General features: G+C 44.3%; 12 protein-coding genes and 1 riboswitch. Of the genes, 11 read left to right on the top strand and 1 reads right to left on the bottom strand.

Annotation, left to right across the window (positions count from 1 at the left end):
• Positions 1-231: 231 nt before the first annotated feature.
• Positions 232-1131, bottom strand: a complete 900-nt coding sequence (gene trpC, locus QUA74_RS07100; protein WP_333326469.1) for an indole-3-glycerol phosphate synthase TrpC — start codon at positions 1129-1131, stop codon at positions 232-234.
• A 636-nt stretch (positions 1132-1767) separates the two neighbouring features.
• On the opposite strand from trpC, the gene QUA74_RS07095 reads away from it, so the two are divergent.
• The 11 genes from QUA74_RS07095 (at position 1768) to QUA74_RS07045 (ending at position 15143) form a co-directional block, all read left to right on the top strand.
• Positions 1768-4704 carry a HEAT repeat domain-containing protein gene (locus QUA74_RS07095; protein WP_333326467.1) on the top strand — a complete coding sequence of 979 codons (2937 nt, stop codon included), beginning with the start codon at positions 1768-1770 and terminating at the stop codon, positions 4702-4704.
• A gap of 105 nt (positions 4705-4809) precedes the next feature.
• On the top strand, positions 4810-5217 hold the full coding sequence (locus tag QUA74_RS07090) for a nucleotidyltransferase domain-containing protein (protein WP_333326465.1): 408 nt from the start codon (positions 4810-4812) through the stop codon (positions 5215-5217).
• A 169-nt stretch (positions 5218-5386) separates the two neighbouring features.
• Positions 5387-5782, top strand: coding sequence for a XisI protein (locus QUA74_RS07085; protein WP_333326463.1), 396 nt, complete (start codon positions 5387-5389; stop codon positions 5780-5782).
• 261 nt (positions 5783-6043) lie between these two features.
• Positions 6044-8068, top strand: a complete 2025-nt coding sequence (locus tag QUA74_RS07080) for an SPFH domain-containing protein (protein ID WP_333326461.1) — start codon at positions 6044-6046, stop codon at positions 8066-8068.
• Positions 8069-8498: 430 nt separating this feature from the next.
• Entirely contained in the window at positions 8499-9344 is an 846-nt protein-coding gene (locus QUA74_RS07075) for a M48 family metalloprotease (RefSeq protein WP_333326459.1), read from the top strand.
• Between the two features lie 105 nt (positions 9345-9449).
• On the top strand, positions 9450-9836 hold the full coding sequence (locus QUA74_RS07070) for a DUF1523 family protein (protein ID WP_333326457.1): 387 nt from the start codon (positions 9450-9452) through the stop codon (positions 9834-9836).
• Positions 9837-10118: 282 nt separating this feature from the next.
• Positions 10119-11564: an ABC transporter substrate-binding protein gene (locus QUA74_RS07065; protein ID WP_333326455.1), complete on the top strand. Its 1446-nt coding sequence runs from the start codon at positions 10119-10121 to the stop codon at positions 11562-11564.
• 248 nt (positions 11565-11812) lie between these two features.
• Positions 11813-12391 carry a Uma2 family endonuclease gene (locus QUA74_RS07060; protein ID WP_333326453.1) on the top strand — a complete coding sequence of 193 codons (579 nt, stop codon included), beginning with the start codon at positions 11813-11815 and terminating at the stop codon, positions 12389-12391.
• Positions 12392-12429: 38 nt separating this feature from the next.
• Positions 12430-12574, top strand: a riboswitch (cobalamin riboswitch).
• Between the two features lie 156 nt (positions 12575-12730).
• Positions 12731-13171, top strand: coding sequence for a hypothetical protein (locus QUA74_RS07055; RefSeq protein WP_333326451.1), 441 nt, complete (start codon positions 12731-12733; stop codon positions 13169-13171).
• Between the two features lie 19 nt (positions 13172-13190).
• On the top strand, positions 13191-14057 hold the full coding sequence (locus QUA74_RS07050; RefSeq protein WP_333326449.1) for a methyltransferase domain-containing protein: 867 nt from the start codon (positions 13191-13193) through the stop codon (positions 14055-14057).
• Positions 14058-14294: 237 nt separating this feature from the next.
• On the top strand, positions 14295-15143 hold the full coding sequence (locus QUA74_RS07045; RefSeq protein ID WP_333326447.1) for an ABC transporter ATP-binding protein: 849 nt from the start codon (positions 14295-14297) through the stop codon (positions 15141-15143).
• Positions 15144-15178 lie beyond the last annotated feature (35 nt).

Raw genomic sequence — 15178 nt, 5'->3', positions numbered from 1 at the left:
CGATCGAATATTCGGGGCTGGGTGCGTTGGACACGCTAAATCTTGCGATCGACAGGCTTACAGAATAGATTTAATTGCTTTCTGGCAAAATATTTCTATGCAATATAGCTTTGAGTGCTATTTCTTTTTTACAGTAGCGCTTGAGTCGATGCAGGCTAGAAATTCTCATTATTTACCTACTTAATCATTTTTTATCAGAATTAAGGGTGGTTTGTCAAGCGGTCTCGCCTTTCACAGGCTGGGAGGGCGATCGGCAAGGGAGGCTAAAGCAGCACCCGGATCGGGCTGTTTGACTAGAGATTCGCCTATGAGGACGGCCCCGGCGCCAGCACTGGCAACTTGAGTTAAGTCGTCGGGAGTGTGGATTCCTGACTCGCTGACGATGAGGATGCCTTTTTCTTGGATTTCGGTTTGGCGCGAGGCTAATAGTTGACCGGTAGTTTCTAGGCTGACGGAAAAGTCTGCTAGGTTGCGGTTGTTGATGCCGATTAGGTTGACGCCTTGTATGGTTAATACTCGATCGAGTTCTTCGAGAGTGTGAACTTCTATTAAAGCTGTCATGCCCAAAGTCTTGACAATTTTCACAAAGTATTGTAAGTCTTTGTCAGATAGAATAGCTGCGATTAACAATACAGCATCGGCGCCGTGAATCCGGGCGAGATAGATTTGGTAGGGATAGATAATAAACTCTTTGCAAAGTAAGGGTAAATCGACGGCGGCACGGATTTTAGCGAGGTTGTCGAAGCTGCCTTGAAAGAACTTTTCATCGGTGAGTACGGAGATGCAACTGGCGCCGTTTTGTTGGTAAGCTAGGGCGATCGCCACTGGATCGAAATCTTCGCGAATTACGCCTTTGCTGGGGGAAGCTTTTTTAACTTCGGCGATGATAGCGGGTGTGGTTTTGCCGTTTTTAAGGGCGGCAAGAAAGTCGCGAGTAGGCGGTGCAAAGGGGAGTTTTTTGTGAAGATCGGATAACGGGGTGCGATCGCGTTTTTGGGCGACTTCAGCTTCTTTTTCCCAGACGATTTCTTCGAGGATGTGCCGGGGTTCGGCGTCGGGTACGGCGATTTGGTAGCTGAGGTAGAGTACGGAGACTGATGTGCTGGGGGGACGACGGCGGATTGGGAGCATTGTTACTGGTTGATACTAAGGATTATTGTAGGGGCGATCGGGCTTTTTGCAATTGGCGAGTAAGGATTGAAGTCGCAGCGAGCGCAGATGCAGCGATTGAAATCGCCCCTACAAAGCCAAAACCCGCGCAGGCGGGTTAAATTGCACAAGTCTGGCGTTGCGCGGACTTTAATTGTGTAGCGACAGGTTTCAACCTGTCACACCGATTGTTATGTGAAAATTCCCAAATTGCATTTGTAGAGACGCGATCGCTTCTCTACAAGATGCGATGATTAGTGAGACTTTTTGTTCAGAACAATGACAACTTTCTGCGAGTCTTGTTTTTTAACTTCCCTTCTGCGTTGACTCCGGACCTTAGTTCGCGATGGGGGAGAATCATAGTAAATTTTTTCCTCGCCCCAAGGAAGACTAAGTTGCACCGCGACGGGTTGATATTCAGAGACTTTGCATCCTTTGGAATTAGCCATCTTTTTTCTGTGTCAAGTAGTGGTTTGGATTGAGGAAAATTTAGTTGGCCAACCTCGCTTCCTACATTTCTACAATGATTGATTTGTCATGGTTTCACTAGATCGGCTTCCGATCGTGCATATTTCGATCTAAAATCGATCTTGACAATTGCTTAATTCAGGTGTAGTCGTGGCCAAGCTCAAGGCTTCTCAGCAGGGAATAGCAAAAATTAAGCAGGCAAGGAATGAAAAGGGGTGGACAGTAGATGACCCCAGATGGCTTGTGGAAGCTAGTAAAGTTTTGGAACCAAAGAAAATTTGGCAAGAAGGAGGCCCTTATGCTGACGGTTGCTCCGAAGGAAATTGGAAACGTTTTCTGTACGGAAAAGCAGGCGTTAACACTGAAGTTTTCAAGGCTTTCTGTAGAGTTTTAGGGGTATCTTGGGAAGAGATTGTCGATCGCACTGTTGTCGCTCAAGATTTCGCTGTTGAGGACACTCCCGACAAGTGGCAGGAGGTTTGTCGCCGGATGCTGCTAGAACAGAAGCGGCTAAGCAGCAATAAGCTAATGCCTCGTCAGATGAAACGCGATCTGATTGATGAAAATATCTATGTAGATTTGACCTTAGTGCAGCAGGAGCAAATCCAAAAGGTTGGAGGCGACTCATCACCTGAACAGGGTTCGCTGTTGTATGAGTCAACGGGGTACAGCAAAACCGAAAGATTTGAATACAACCAATTTCTCACAACACTCCTCAGCACTGAGACAAACGATCGAATTGCCATCATTGGTGAACCAGGAGGAGGGAAAACCACGCTTTTACAGAAAATCGCTTTCTGGCTGTTAGATAATACAGAGGATTTGGTGATTTGGGTTTCTCTAGGACGTTTGGCGACCAATATAATTGATTACATATTTAATGATTGGCTGCGAGATGCAGAGGGAACTGTCACTGAAAACTTGCAGACAGCTTGGAAAAGTCAGTTGGAACAGCGGCAGGTGTGGTTGCTGTTAGATGGGCTAGATGAAATGGCAGCAGAGATGCAGGAAACCTTATCTGCAAGGGGTTTGCTGACTCATGTGCGGATAGTAACAAGTTGTCGGCTGAATGTTTGGCAGGCTAACCCCCGCATTTTGGATGGCTTTGAATTTTATATTACTCAACCGTTCACCTATCCCCAGGTACAGCAGTTTATCGAGAAGTGGTTTAGTAAAGATAGCGCATTGGGCGATCGCTTGTGGCAAGCAATTCATCAACCAGGAAAGGAACGGATTAAGGATTTAGCCAGAAATCCTTTAAGGTTGACGCTGTTGTGTGCAATTTGGCAAGGGCGAGATGGCGATTTGCCTGATACAAAAGCGAAATTATATCAAAAATTTGTCTATAAAATCTTTGACTGGAAAGCAGAGTATTTCCGCCGGGACTCTAATAATCAAGAGCGGCTGAATGCTAAGCTGAGAGAGTTGGCCAGAGAAGCGATCGATAAAGAACCTACTCGGTTTCGCTTGCGACATAAATTTGTCTGTCAGCTTTTGGGCAAGCCAAAGGATAAAGATTCTCTGCTGCAATTGGCCCTGGATTTGGGTTGGCTGAATCAAGTGGGAATGGATGCAGATGAACCTGAAGAACCCGTTTATGCTTTCTGGCATCCCACGTTTCAGGAATATTTCGCGGCGGGTACCATTGATCATTGGAACTTTTTCCTGAATCACATTCCTGACAACCCCAAAGACTCAAAAGCAAGTTACCGGATTTTTGAGCGCCAGTGGAAAGAGGTTATTTTATTGTGGCTGGGCCGCGAGGATGTACTAACAGAGAATAAGGAAGCGTTTATTAAGGCTTTGGTTGAATTTCAAGATGGATGTCGGGAGTGTATTTTAGAGGGCAAAGGTTTTTATGAATACCGAGCGTATTGTTTAGCAGCGATAGGTATTGCTGAGTTTAAGGAATGTAGCTGTGCTGATGCAATCCTTTCGCAATTGATGAGATGGGCATTTGGTTATTTCAATTTAGAGATGCAGATGTGGGTTACGGAAAGTTGTCCAAGTTCAAAAGCAGCTATAGCTGCATTCCAAGAGAGCGATCGCAGCCGAACCATCCCTGCTTTAATTAACCTGATGCTTAACAGTAGCAATAATGCTACTAATGCTACGTTGGCAGATATGGCTCTCAGTTTGGGAAAAATTGGAACGGGCAACCAACAAGCAATCGATGCACTTATTAACTTAATTCGTACAACTTTCGATATCTTTCCTCTTGATCAAGGGAGCTATATCATTGATAAAGCATTTAATAGCTTAGAATTCATTGGTCAGAACAATCAGCAATTGATATATGAGCTGAATAATATGATGCAAAACAGTCAGCATGAGTACACTTGTGTAAAAGCTGCTGAGTGTTTGGGGAAAATCGTTCCCGGTAATGAGCAGGCGATCGCGAGGTTAGTCGCTCTGATAGAAAAAAGTGCTGATGAATTTATTCCTAGTGAAGCGCATTTTAGCTTAGCAAAAATTGCACCCGCCCCTCCTAAAGCTGGCAGAACTATTGAACGTAGCATTTTTGATGGTGTTTGGCAATTACCCCGCTGGCTGCTTGACGAACAAGAATCGAGTAAAGACGAATTAAAACGTAGATGGGCCGAAGAAACATTCGAGCACATTTGCTCTAAATCTCCTAAAGCAATTCAGCCACTTATTGATATAATTCACAATAGTCCTAATGAGGGTATTTTTCGGGATGCGGTCAGGCTTTTAGGCGAATTTGGTACTAATGATAAGCAAGCAGTTGCGCTACTGATTGAGTTGAGTCGCCACAGCAATTTTGTAATTAGTAATTTTGCAATTCAATACCTGGGAAACGCTAATGTAATGCAAGAACAAGTCATCTATACATTAATAGACCTACTTTATAACACTCCAAATAGCCGCATTTATGCAGCTTACAATCTGGGTAAAATAATTAATAGATATCCGCTTTCATCAGCAGTGTCACCTTTAAAAAAATCTCTAAAAAATTATATACCTACTCAGGAAAGTTTTACTCTTTATTGCAAGTGCTACGATATTCTTTCGCAATGCACTCAAACTATGCCTTTCCCAGAGTATTATGAGGCTTGGCACAGTTAAGCAACTAATTAATTATTGTTGACTGCATTGATGTAATGTCTCAATTTAGTGAAATTATATTAACATAGTAAATGTCCGATCGCCCTCCAATCATTTACCACAAATATGATCGTTAACTATAAGCTTAAGAACATACTGACGCAATTACGATCGCACTTCGAGCAACTCTACGGCGATCGCCTCACCCAAATGGTGCTCTACGGTTCCCAAGCGCGAGGTGATGCACATCCCGACTCAGATATAGATGTTTTAGTAGTTCTGAAAGCGCCAGTTCAAGCTGGCGAAGAAATTGATAGAACTCTTCAGGTTGTAGCAGATTTGTCGCTCCAAAATGATGAAGTGATTACCTGTCTGTTTATGGACGAACAGCGATTTATACATTACAACGGGTCTTTACTGAGGAACATTCGCAAAGAGGGAATGTTCCTCAATAAGCCTTTGACGGGCGGGCAGGATGCCCACCCCACAAAAAAACTTACTCTTTGTGGAAGAGGTCGGAAAGCCTGTTCTTGAGAATGCTGCAAAATTTCAATTTCAAATTATTCTATAATAGAAGTCTCTATTTGGCAATTTCTCGACCGATTTTTAATAGCGTATTTACCATATAATTAGTACAAGTGTTATTAAAAAATCAGATTGTAAAAGTGATTATTTTTGATGATAAAAGTGAGGCGAGAGTTTAATGGATACCCGATTAAGATACCAAGAAATTATCAAAACCATACTGCAAGAACACGCCAGCTACCGCGCTGCCATACCTGACGGATATACTTCCCAAGTTCTCTTTGATGATCAACGAGGAAGCTACTTAGTGTTGGATATTGGTTGGAATGAGGCCAAATACCTTCACGCCACACCAATCCACATCAATTTAATCGGCGATAAAATCTGGATTCAATATGAGGACACCGAAGAAGGAGTAGCAAGTGATTTACTGGCAGCAGGCATTTCTAAAGAAGATATTGTACTCGGTTTTCGCCATCCTAATGTGCGGCAATATACTGAATTTGGAACTGGTTTGAGTGGCAAAGATCAAGGAAATGTTGCTGAATCTGCTGCTGTTATGCCGTCAGCCTAAGTAGAGTACGGAGACGGATGTGCTGGGCGGACGCCGGCGGATTTGAAGCATGATAGGGGGATTATTTTGGGGTAGAGAAACGGCACTGCCGCTTTCTCCGTTACTATTTGGGGGTACGGGTTTCAGCCCCTGCCGGACTAAAGGTATGACTTTTATGAACTAAAGTAATGAATTTAATGAATTGACCTTAAAAGAAACCTGTTGAATAATTGTAGCTAACAACTTTTCAGTACATTTTAGCTTAAAAACAGGTAAAAAACTATGACTAAATCACGTTGGCTTCGCAAGCTTTTACCATTGACAGTATCTTTAGCAACCGCGCTCACTCCTGCTGCTGCGATCGCGCCACCAACTTCTGCTCAAACCAATCCGCCGCCACCCCAATCCCAAGAAGTTCAACCAGCCCAAGAAGCAGGAATTAGCATCCCGATGTGGATCTATCCCGTAGGAGGAATTGTACTAATTTTCATTTTCCTACCTAAGATTGGCTGGATTTTGGGACTGATCGCGATCGGCGAACGAGAAGTGGGAATTGTTACCAAGAAATTTTCTCGCAAAAATTTGCCATCCAGTAGATTGATTGCTCTCGATGGCGAAGCAGGTTTGCAAGCAGATACCCTTCCTCCCGGCTGGCATTTTGGTTATTTTCCCTGGCAATATAGCATTCGCAAAGAGCCTGTTGTTGTCGTTCCTCAAGATGAAATCGGTTTAATTGTTGCTAATGACGGAGCCAGCATTCCTGCCGATCGGATTTTAGGTAAAGTCGTCGATTGCGACAATTTTCAAAATGCCCGGAAGTTTCTCACCAGCAGTGGAGAAAAAGGGCGGCAGCTAGCCATTATCACAACAGGTACTTATCGGATCAATACGGCTTTATTTGAGGTCATTACTTCTGCGAATGCCACTAAAAACGGTATGCAGCCGTCGGACTTGAAAGTATACAAACTTGCTCCAGATCGCGTGGGAATTGCGAACGTGCTAGACGGAACTCCGATTGATGAAGGTGAAATTGCTGGCCCCATAATTCCCGGTCACGACAATTTCCAAAAAGCGCAATCTTTCATCAAGGGTGGCGGGCGCAGAGGGCTGCAAGAACAGGTGATTCTATCGGGTTCTTGGAACCTAAATCCCTGGTTTGTGCAAGTTGAACAAGTAAAAATGACCGAAGTGCCGATCGGCTATGTAGGCGTCGTAATTTCCTATGTGGGGCGATCGCACCAAGATGTAAGCGGTGTAGCTTTTACCCACGGCAATCTCGTCAATAAAGGCGATAAAGGTGTGTGGGTCGAACCGCTTTATCCCGGCAAACATCCGATCAATACAAAAGTGATGAAAGTCGAACTTGTCCCCACTACGGATGTAGTTTTAAACTTCACATCACGGTTCAGTGGAGAACACGGCTACGACTCTAAGTTAAGCGCTCTGAAATTGCTTTCTTTTGACGGATTTACGTTTGAGTTAGAAGTTTTTCAGATCATTCATGTCGGTACTTTGGATGCACCGAGAGTGATTTCGCGGCAAGGTTCGATGCAGAATCTCATTGACCAAGTGCTGCGTCCAATTGTGGGCAATTATTTTCGCAATTCCTCTCAAGAATATACAATACTCGATTTCCTGATCGCCCGCAGCCAGCGCCAAGCAGAGGCGGCAGAACACGTGCGTCAAGCCCTGCGGGCCTACGACGTGCAAGCTGTGGACACGCTGATTGGTTTGATTTCGCCACCACCTGAGTTGATGCAAACATTGACCGATCGCAAAATTGCTCAGGAACAGGAGAAAACTTACGATGTGCAGCGCATCTCACAGTCGCAGCGTCAAGAATTGGTGCGCGCAACTGCGATCGCGGACATTCAAAATCAGGTGGTGGCGGCAGAACAAGGGGTGAAAATTGCCCAACTGAGTGCAACTGCTGCGATCGAACACGCAAGCGGTGAAGCAGAAGGGATTCGGCTGATGGGACAAGCAAAAGCGGATGCTTATCAAGTTGGTGTCAACGCTCTCGGCACCCAGAGTTACACGCTGCTGCAACTGATGCAGGCGATCTCAGATGGCAGCGTTCGCGTTGTTCCCGATGTCGCAGTGAATGGTAACGGCGGTAGTGGGGGTTTGCTTGACGGTTTGATGGGCATGATGATGTGGAATCAAACTAGCAAAAATGGAGAAAATGGAGCAGCATCACCTGTAATTAATGTCAAAAAATCGGATGTTGCTGTTGCGGAACCTCTGGCTAAATCACCAGTAGCAAAAGTGAATTCGGTGAAGTCGCCGGAGTCTCCTAATCATTAGTCTCCTAATCATTCACCAGTTGCTCAGTCTGTGGCTGTTGCAGAAACTGATATTGACTGGAAATTTGGTGAATTTTCTGACGATATTTAAGTAGATTTGTGGATTTTTTAGAGAGGACGATTGTCCTCTCTGAAAGCTCTTAGTCAATAAGGACTCTTTGTCCTTTGACTGCGTAAGTCCTATATTTGCTTTTCTCGATATTGCAAACAATTTTCAAAATATGACTTTTATGAACTCGAAGTTCATGAGTTTTATGAAATAAATTAATGAATTATATGAATTGACTTTTACCGCTTGTTTGATTAGGTTAACACTATTCACTTAAACGTGAGTAAATATCAAATCATGAAACAGACATTAAACAAGCTATTTCTGCGACAAATCCGGTATTTTCGGAGTTAAAAAAGTAGAAAATTTAGGAGTTTCGGAGATGTGGAATCAAATTAAAACAGTTGCTTTGTTAGGTCTGCTGAGCGCTCTGTTAACTACCATTAGCTATGGAGTAATCGGCGGTACAGGTGGTGCGATTATAGGTATTGTCTTGACCGCTGCGATGAATTTCAGTGTTTGGTATTACTCAGATAAAATTGCGCTAGCAACTTACGGTGCTCGACCTGTAACTGCTAGCCGATCGCCGAAAATTTACAGCATGGTGGAAAGACTCTGCCAACGCGCGGGTTTGCCCGTGCCAGCAGTGTACGCGATCGCGACTCCGGCTGCCAATGCTTTTGCGACTGGTCGCGACCCGGAACACGCAGCGATCGCTTTTACTGATGGCATTCTGAATCTGCTGTCAGACGACGAACTCGAAGGGGTGATCGCGCACGAACTCAGCCACATCCAGAACCGCGACACCCTGACGCAAGCAGTAGCAGCTACGGTTGCAGGTGCGATTTCGCTGTTAGCGCAGATGGCTAGCAATGCTATGTGGTTTGGAGTGGGAGGAGGCGATCGCAGCGATCGCAATCCTTTCGGGTTGATTTTAACTGTCATCTTGGCTCCTATTGCTGCTACAGCAATTCAGTTAGCAATTTCGCGCACGCGGGAATTTTCTGCCGATACAAGTGCAGCAAAATTAACTGGAAACCCGCGCGCTTTAGCTAATGCTTTGCAACGCTTAGAAACCAGCGCACGACAAATACCCATTCAAACCAATCCCGCTTTTGCACCGCTGTTAATTGTCAATTTTTCGGGTAGAGATTGGTATAGAAGTCTATTTTCTACTCACCCTTCCACACAGGCGCGAATTAAAAATTTGTTGAAGTTAGAACAATAATTGCCAAATTTTGAAGGGGACGGTCGGGAGAATATCATCGACTGACATCACAAATTAAAGCTTGTCATGCAATCAAATCCCATTTTGAATTTATGAGGGCATTTTATGAACCGAAACAATTCTTTTCAACGCAGTAACACTAGAGCCAATTTTCTGTCTAATTTGTTTTTTCACAACTCATTGTTAATGTGGGTTGTTGTCTGCAACCTTCCTGTGGCAGTGTTAAACTACACCAACGTGCAAGAACAAGAGGTTCAATTGATTGATTTGGAAAGTCGGCGATCCGGCGAGTCCAGCGAACTCCGGTTAATTCACACCAACTCCGGCGTGTTTAAGAATTCAGACACGTTTTGGTGGTTCAAATTCAACAGTTCCGACGTTCAAAGCAAGCTCATTCAAGCAAAACAATCTGGTAAAAAAGTGCGGATCAAAACTGTTGGTACCCGCATCCCTTTGTTTTCCCACTATCCGAATATATTGGAAATTCATTGAACTGTTTGGATTGTCGCGTAAAACTCATTTTCAACCCGACATACTAACTACTGACTGTTTCAGAAATTGAGGTTCAGATTGTCCCGCCTCTAAATTTTACAGCTAACACGCGATGAAACTATTGTGGGGTGGGCATCCTGACCGCCTAAAAATACAATTATGACTTTTATGAACTTAATTAGTGAATTTAATGAGTTGACTTTAACAGAATTTTCTTGAATACTGATTGTAGTTAACAGCCTTTGTGTAGAATTTGTAGAAATTTTATAAGGATAAAAAATCATGTCCCAAGATAACAACATAAAAAGTCCGCCGCCCATCTTTTTTATTGTTGCTCTCGGCTTAATTGCATTTGGCGCGTACAAGTTCCTTCCCGGTTTATTCGCATCCAAAAGTTCAGATATATCTACTTCTACTTCTACATTTACATCGGGTGCGAGTCCATCGGGTGCGAGTCCATCGGGAACGAGCGCATCGGGAGCGATCGCCAATCGTATCAGTTTAGGAAATCAGATATTGCTGACCTCCTACGCAACACCTGACAAACAAGCAGGAGTTAAAGCTTTTGCTGAGGGAAATTACCAAGCTGCCGCCCAATATTTTCAGAAATCGCTGCTACAAAATCGCAACGACCCGGAAACCATTATCTATTTGAATAATGCCCGTTCCCGCAATGGTTCTTCCTTGAAAATTGCTGTCAGCGTCCCCATTGGTAGCAACCCCAATGTTGCCCAAGAAATCCTTCGAGGTGTTGCCCAAGCTCAGGATGAAATAAATACTAGCGGTGGCATCAATGGCGCACAACTGCAAGTAGAAATTGTCAACGATGACAACAGTCAAGAGGTTGTCAGAGAAGTTGCAAGGACATTGACAAAAGATCCGAGTATACTAGGAGTAATTGGACACAATGCTAGCAACGCATCTCTCGAAGCTGCTCCGATCTATCAGCAAGAAAAACTGGTAATGGTGACACCGACGAGCTTTGCCAATAATCTATCAGGATTTGGCAGTTACATCTTTCGGACAGTCCCCAATATTAGCGTCATGGCTGCTCCCCTCGCAGAATATGCAGTCAAAACAGCAGGCAAAACTAATATTGCTATTTGTTACGACTCCCAAGCACCGGATAATATATCATTTAAAGATGAATTTGTGGCATCTCTTACTGCTGCTGGAGGCAAATTAGTTCCCACTGTTTGCGACTTTTCAATACCCTCTTTTAATCCCAACATTGCGATCGCCGCTGCTGTCAGCAAAGGAGCAGAAGCATTGATGCTAGCACCCCACATCGATCGCATTGACCGTGCTATTTCTCTGGCACGCATCAATCAAGGCAAATTGCCACTCTACGGCAGCACAACAATGTACACCTTTCAAAGTTTAAAAGATGGGCAAAAGGACGTTGACGGGCTTGTTTTGCCTGTTCCCTGGCATCCTGAAACTAATCCCGGTAGCACTTTTCCAGAAAATGCCAGCCGCCGTTGGGGAGGAGTAGTAAATTGGCGAACCGCAACAAGTTTTGATGCGACTCAAGCTGTCATCGCAGGCTTGCGGCAAAGCAATACGCGGGAAGGGTTGCAACAAGCACTCAGAAATGCGAGTTTTGCGACACCGGGAGCAAGTGAAGAAGTAAGGTTTTTGCCCACGGGCGATCGGGCTGGTAAGCCGATTTTAGTGCAAGTTAAACAAGGAGGAAGCACTGGCTATAACTTTGTCCCGCTGCGGTAAGTTTGTTAAGTGCGATCGCGCGGGCGGGCTCTTCGGCCCAACCCCTACTCCCCACAAGAAAATTCAATCTTTGTGGAACAGGCATCTTGCCTCTTCTTGATGCCAAACTCACGCCCCACCAGAAAATTCCCTCTTTGTGGAACAGGCATCTTGCCTGTTTCTTAGCATGATTAAAATCTACTTTTCTGTTGAATCAGCCAAATTTTTAAGATAAAATGAAATGAGTAGATTAAAGGAGAGCGTTGTGTATGATCGCGCAAGTTGAAACCAAAACCTACACCGCTGAGGAATATCTAGAATTGGAAATCAATTCTCAGGATCGGCATGAATTTATCAATGGGGAGATTGTTCTGATGGCTGGCGGCACACCGGATCACAATGAAATTACGAGCATCTTAAATGCTATTTTGAGGGTGAGTCTTAAGGGTAAACCTTACAGTATTTTTGCATCGGATCAGCGGCTTTGGGTTCCGCAGCTTAATAATTATACTTACCCGGATGTGATGGTGGTAGCGCGCCCGATCGAGCTGCAATCTGGACGGACGGATACAATTACCAATCCGCTGCTAATTGCTGAGGTGCTGTCTAAAGGTACTAAAGCTTATGACCGCGATGAAAAGTTTGCTGCCTATCGCAGTATTCCTAGTTTTCAGGAGTATTTATTAATCGACCAATATCGGCTACAGGTCGAGCAATATTCTAAAACTGATGCGAATAAGTGGATTTTTTCGGAATATAGCTGTATGGGCGATCGGCTGAGTTTAACCTCTGTTGCTGTGGAAATTTCGCTGGCCGATTTGTATGAAAATATTGACTTTGGTGAATAGGCGGACGGTTTTTTGTCAAATGTTCCAAATAGTGGTAATATCCCCGTATATCGATCGGCTCTGATGGAGAACAGCCATCAGACGTAAGGGGGAAAGTTCGGTGCGAATCCGGCGCTGTCCCGCAACTGTAATGAGATCATTGCATCTCTGAGTCAGGATGCCCGCCGATTTGTTTACCTGTTGTTTTTCATCTGCGAGGTATGGATGATGGTGAGTTTATTATTTTTTTTATTATTGGATTGGGGTTTTTTAACCGCAGATATAAGCAGATGAACACAGATGAACGCTGATGTAATTGGATCTGTGTTCTGAAGCGTATAATATTTTAATGGAAAAGAAATGCGAATTGAAGATAGTGTTTGGCAGGGTAGTTTTGGCTACTGGCAAAACTTGTTTATTCACCAGAATATTTTGCCGATCGGACATACTGCTTGGAATGGTTTTTTGCATCAAGGACGAGGCTTGGTTGCTTGCAAAATCAATACTCCCATTAACGGTTCTGTGAATTGGAGCGTAGATACTATCAAGTACGATCTGCAATTTATTTCCGACTTGGAGGCAACCGTTTATTTGCAGCAACTAGAAATAGAGGAAAATACTGTTTCAAATCTGCTGCAAATCATTGATAGCTACGAACCCAAGGCAGCCATTATATTTTTGTCGATCGCCAACGGTCACATTGATATCAATTTGTTGCAAAGGTTGGCAATTTCTCCTGTTGAGTGCTATGAACAGGTATGCAAGCGCTGGGAAGAATTTCAACTCTGCCCTAAATCCTAAAACTTACTAAATTTTCCGAATGCCGCAGCCAAAATCCATCGAAATTTCCAAGGTAACTCGCTACCAAAATGCAGCGCTTAATTACTATTTGGGCCTGACAGATTCGCCCTACCTTCACTACGGCTATTGGGAAACCCTACCTGTGCCCGCTGACGAACTAACGATCGCACGATTGCGCCTCGCTCAGCAAGCTTATACTGTAAAACTGTTGGATGCGATCCCCAAAGGCACTCATACGATACTCGATGTGGGCTGCGGGATTGGCGGAAATGCGGCTTATTTGCTCGATCGAGGTTTTGCAGTCGAAGGGCTCGCACCCGATCCGTTCCAACAACAGCGCTTTCTTAAGTGTACGGGCGATCGGGCAATCTTCCACCTCACGAGGTTTGAAGACTTCAAAGCAACCCATTGCTACGATCTTATTCTCTTTAGCGAAAGTAGCCAGTATATGTCGGCTGTTGATATTGCTAACGGTGCCGCCAAAATCCTCAATCAGGGCGGTTACGTTTTGCTGGCTGATATGCTGCGATCTGATGCTAATTATAAAGAGGGAATGTTCTCTAATTGTCATGTTGTTACGGAACTTCATGCAGCATTAAACCAGGCTGGATTCACTTTAGTAAAAACTGAGGATATTTCCGCCCATATTTTGCCAACAATCGATTTGTATGTGGATACTTTCCGCCGATATGGACTAAATACAATGATCTATGTTGCAGATTTGATTGCAATCACTGTTCCCCCCGTCCACAAATTCCTGCGCTGGATATTTCGTCGCTGGTTCAAAAAGCTCGTGGTTGAAGGATTGGAGGCAAGTCAACTTTTTGAGCAACATCTCTGTTATGAAATGCAACTTTGGCAGTTGTCAAAATCTGATCGAGGCTGACACAAATATAGCAATTCTAAATCATTTGTGAATTTCTTACTCCCTCCCCTTGATAAGGGGAGGGTTGGGGTGGGGTAAAAAGTTTACGACTCCTGCAAGGATTGCTATAGAATGGAAATCGGTAATCGGTAATTGGTAATCATTCATCGGTAATCGGTAATTGGAGGCATAGCCTCCGGGTATTTATTCCCAGGCAGAGCCTGGGAACAAAGCTATACAAAATAAAAAATAACGAATATGTCTGAATGGATTCTTGAATTCGCTGGCACTTCCTACTCCTATCCCTGCGGTTCGCGAGTGGCAATTCAGGGTTTAAATCTCAAAGTTCCCGCTGGGAAACGGTGCGGGCTGATCGGTCAAAATGGCTGTGGGAAAACAACATTTTTTCTGTTAGCAAATGGCTTATATCAACCGCAACAGGGAATCATTAGCTGGCAAGGTAAACCTTTTCGCTACGATCGCAAATCTTTGATGCAACTGCGCCAACAAATCGGACTCGTCTTTCAAAATCCAGAACATCAATTAGTAGCTTCGACGGTAGAAGAAGATATTTCCTATGGATTGTACAATTTAGGCTTAAGAGAATCCGAAATTGCTCAACAGGTGCAGCAGGCGATCGAGCAATTCGATCTAAGCGAACTCGCCCGCGAACCAATTCACAATCTCAGTTTGGGCCAGAAAAAGCGGGTTTCCATCGCCGATATCATGGTTCTGGAGCCCAAACTACTGCTGTTAGATGAACCTACCGCCTATCTCGATCCGCGTCACACCCGACAACTGATCGGTTTACTTCAACAAATTCACAGCGCCGGAACCACCATCCTTTTAGCAAGTCATGACCTCGATTTCATCTACCGCTGGGCTGATTGGGTGTTTGTAATGGATCGAGGACAACTGATTTTAGAAGGAACACCGGAAACCGTTTTTGCTCAGCGGGATGTCTTGGAACAATTGCAGCTTGGCGTACCACTGGCGATCGAGCTTATGGAGCAAATAAGGGCGATGTTTCCAACAGACGATCGCTCAAATATCCCCGCTTTCGAGCAATGGCAACAACAAATTTTACAAGCACGTCGGCTGCTTTAACGAGACTTAGACAATTGATAATTGGCGTTGCTGAT

This window comes from Microcoleus sp. LAD1_D3 (genome assembly GCF_036702135.1).
Classification (GTDB): domain Bacteria; phylum Cyanobacteriota; class Cyanobacteriia; order Cyanobacteriales; family Microcoleaceae; genus Microcoleus.
The sequence above is the reverse complement of the archived record's forward strand: the minus strand, read 5'-3'. Positions and strand labels throughout refer to the sequence as shown.

Coding starts and splice junctions, on each gene's coding strand:
- trpC (WP_333326469.1), bottom strand. CDS start 1,131: ATGCTCCCAATCCGCCGTCGTCCCCCCAGCACATCAGTCTCCGTACTC.
- QUA74_RS07090 (WP_333326465.1), top strand. CDS start 4,810: ATGATCGTTAACTATAAGCTTAAGAACATACTGACGCAATTACGATCG.
- QUA74_RS07085 (WP_333326463.1), top strand. CDS start 5,387: ATGGATACCCGATTAAGATACCAAGAAATTATCAAAACCATACTGCAA.
- QUA74_RS07080 (WP_333326461.1), top strand. CDS start 6,044: ATGACTAAATCACGTTGGCTTCGCAAGCTTTTACCATTGACAGTATCT.
- QUA74_RS07075 (WP_333326459.1), top strand. CDS start 8,499: ATGTGGAATCAAATTAAAACAGTTGCTTTGTTAGGTCTGCTGAGCGCT.
- QUA74_RS07070 (WP_333326457.1), top strand. CDS start 9,450: ATGAACCGAAACAATTCTTTTCAACGCAGTAACACTAGAGCCAATTTT.
- QUA74_RS07065 (WP_333326455.1), top strand. CDS start 10,119: ATGTCCCAAGATAACAACATAAAAAGTCCGCCGCCCATCTTTTTTATT.
- QUA74_RS07060 (WP_333326453.1), top strand. CDS start 11,813: ATGATCGCGCAAGTTGAAACCAAAACCTACACCGCTGAGGAATATCTA.
- QUA74_RS07055 (WP_333326451.1), top strand. CDS start 12,731: ATGCGAATTGAAGATAGTGTTTGGCAGGGTAGTTTTGGCTACTGGCAA.
- QUA74_RS07050 (WP_333326449.1), top strand. CDS start 13,191: ATGCCGCAGCCAAAATCCATCGAAATTTCCAAGGTAACTCGCTACCAA.
- QUA74_RS07045 (WP_333326447.1), top strand. CDS start 14,295: ATGTCTGAATGGATTCTTGAATTCGCTGGCACTTCCTACTCCTATCCC.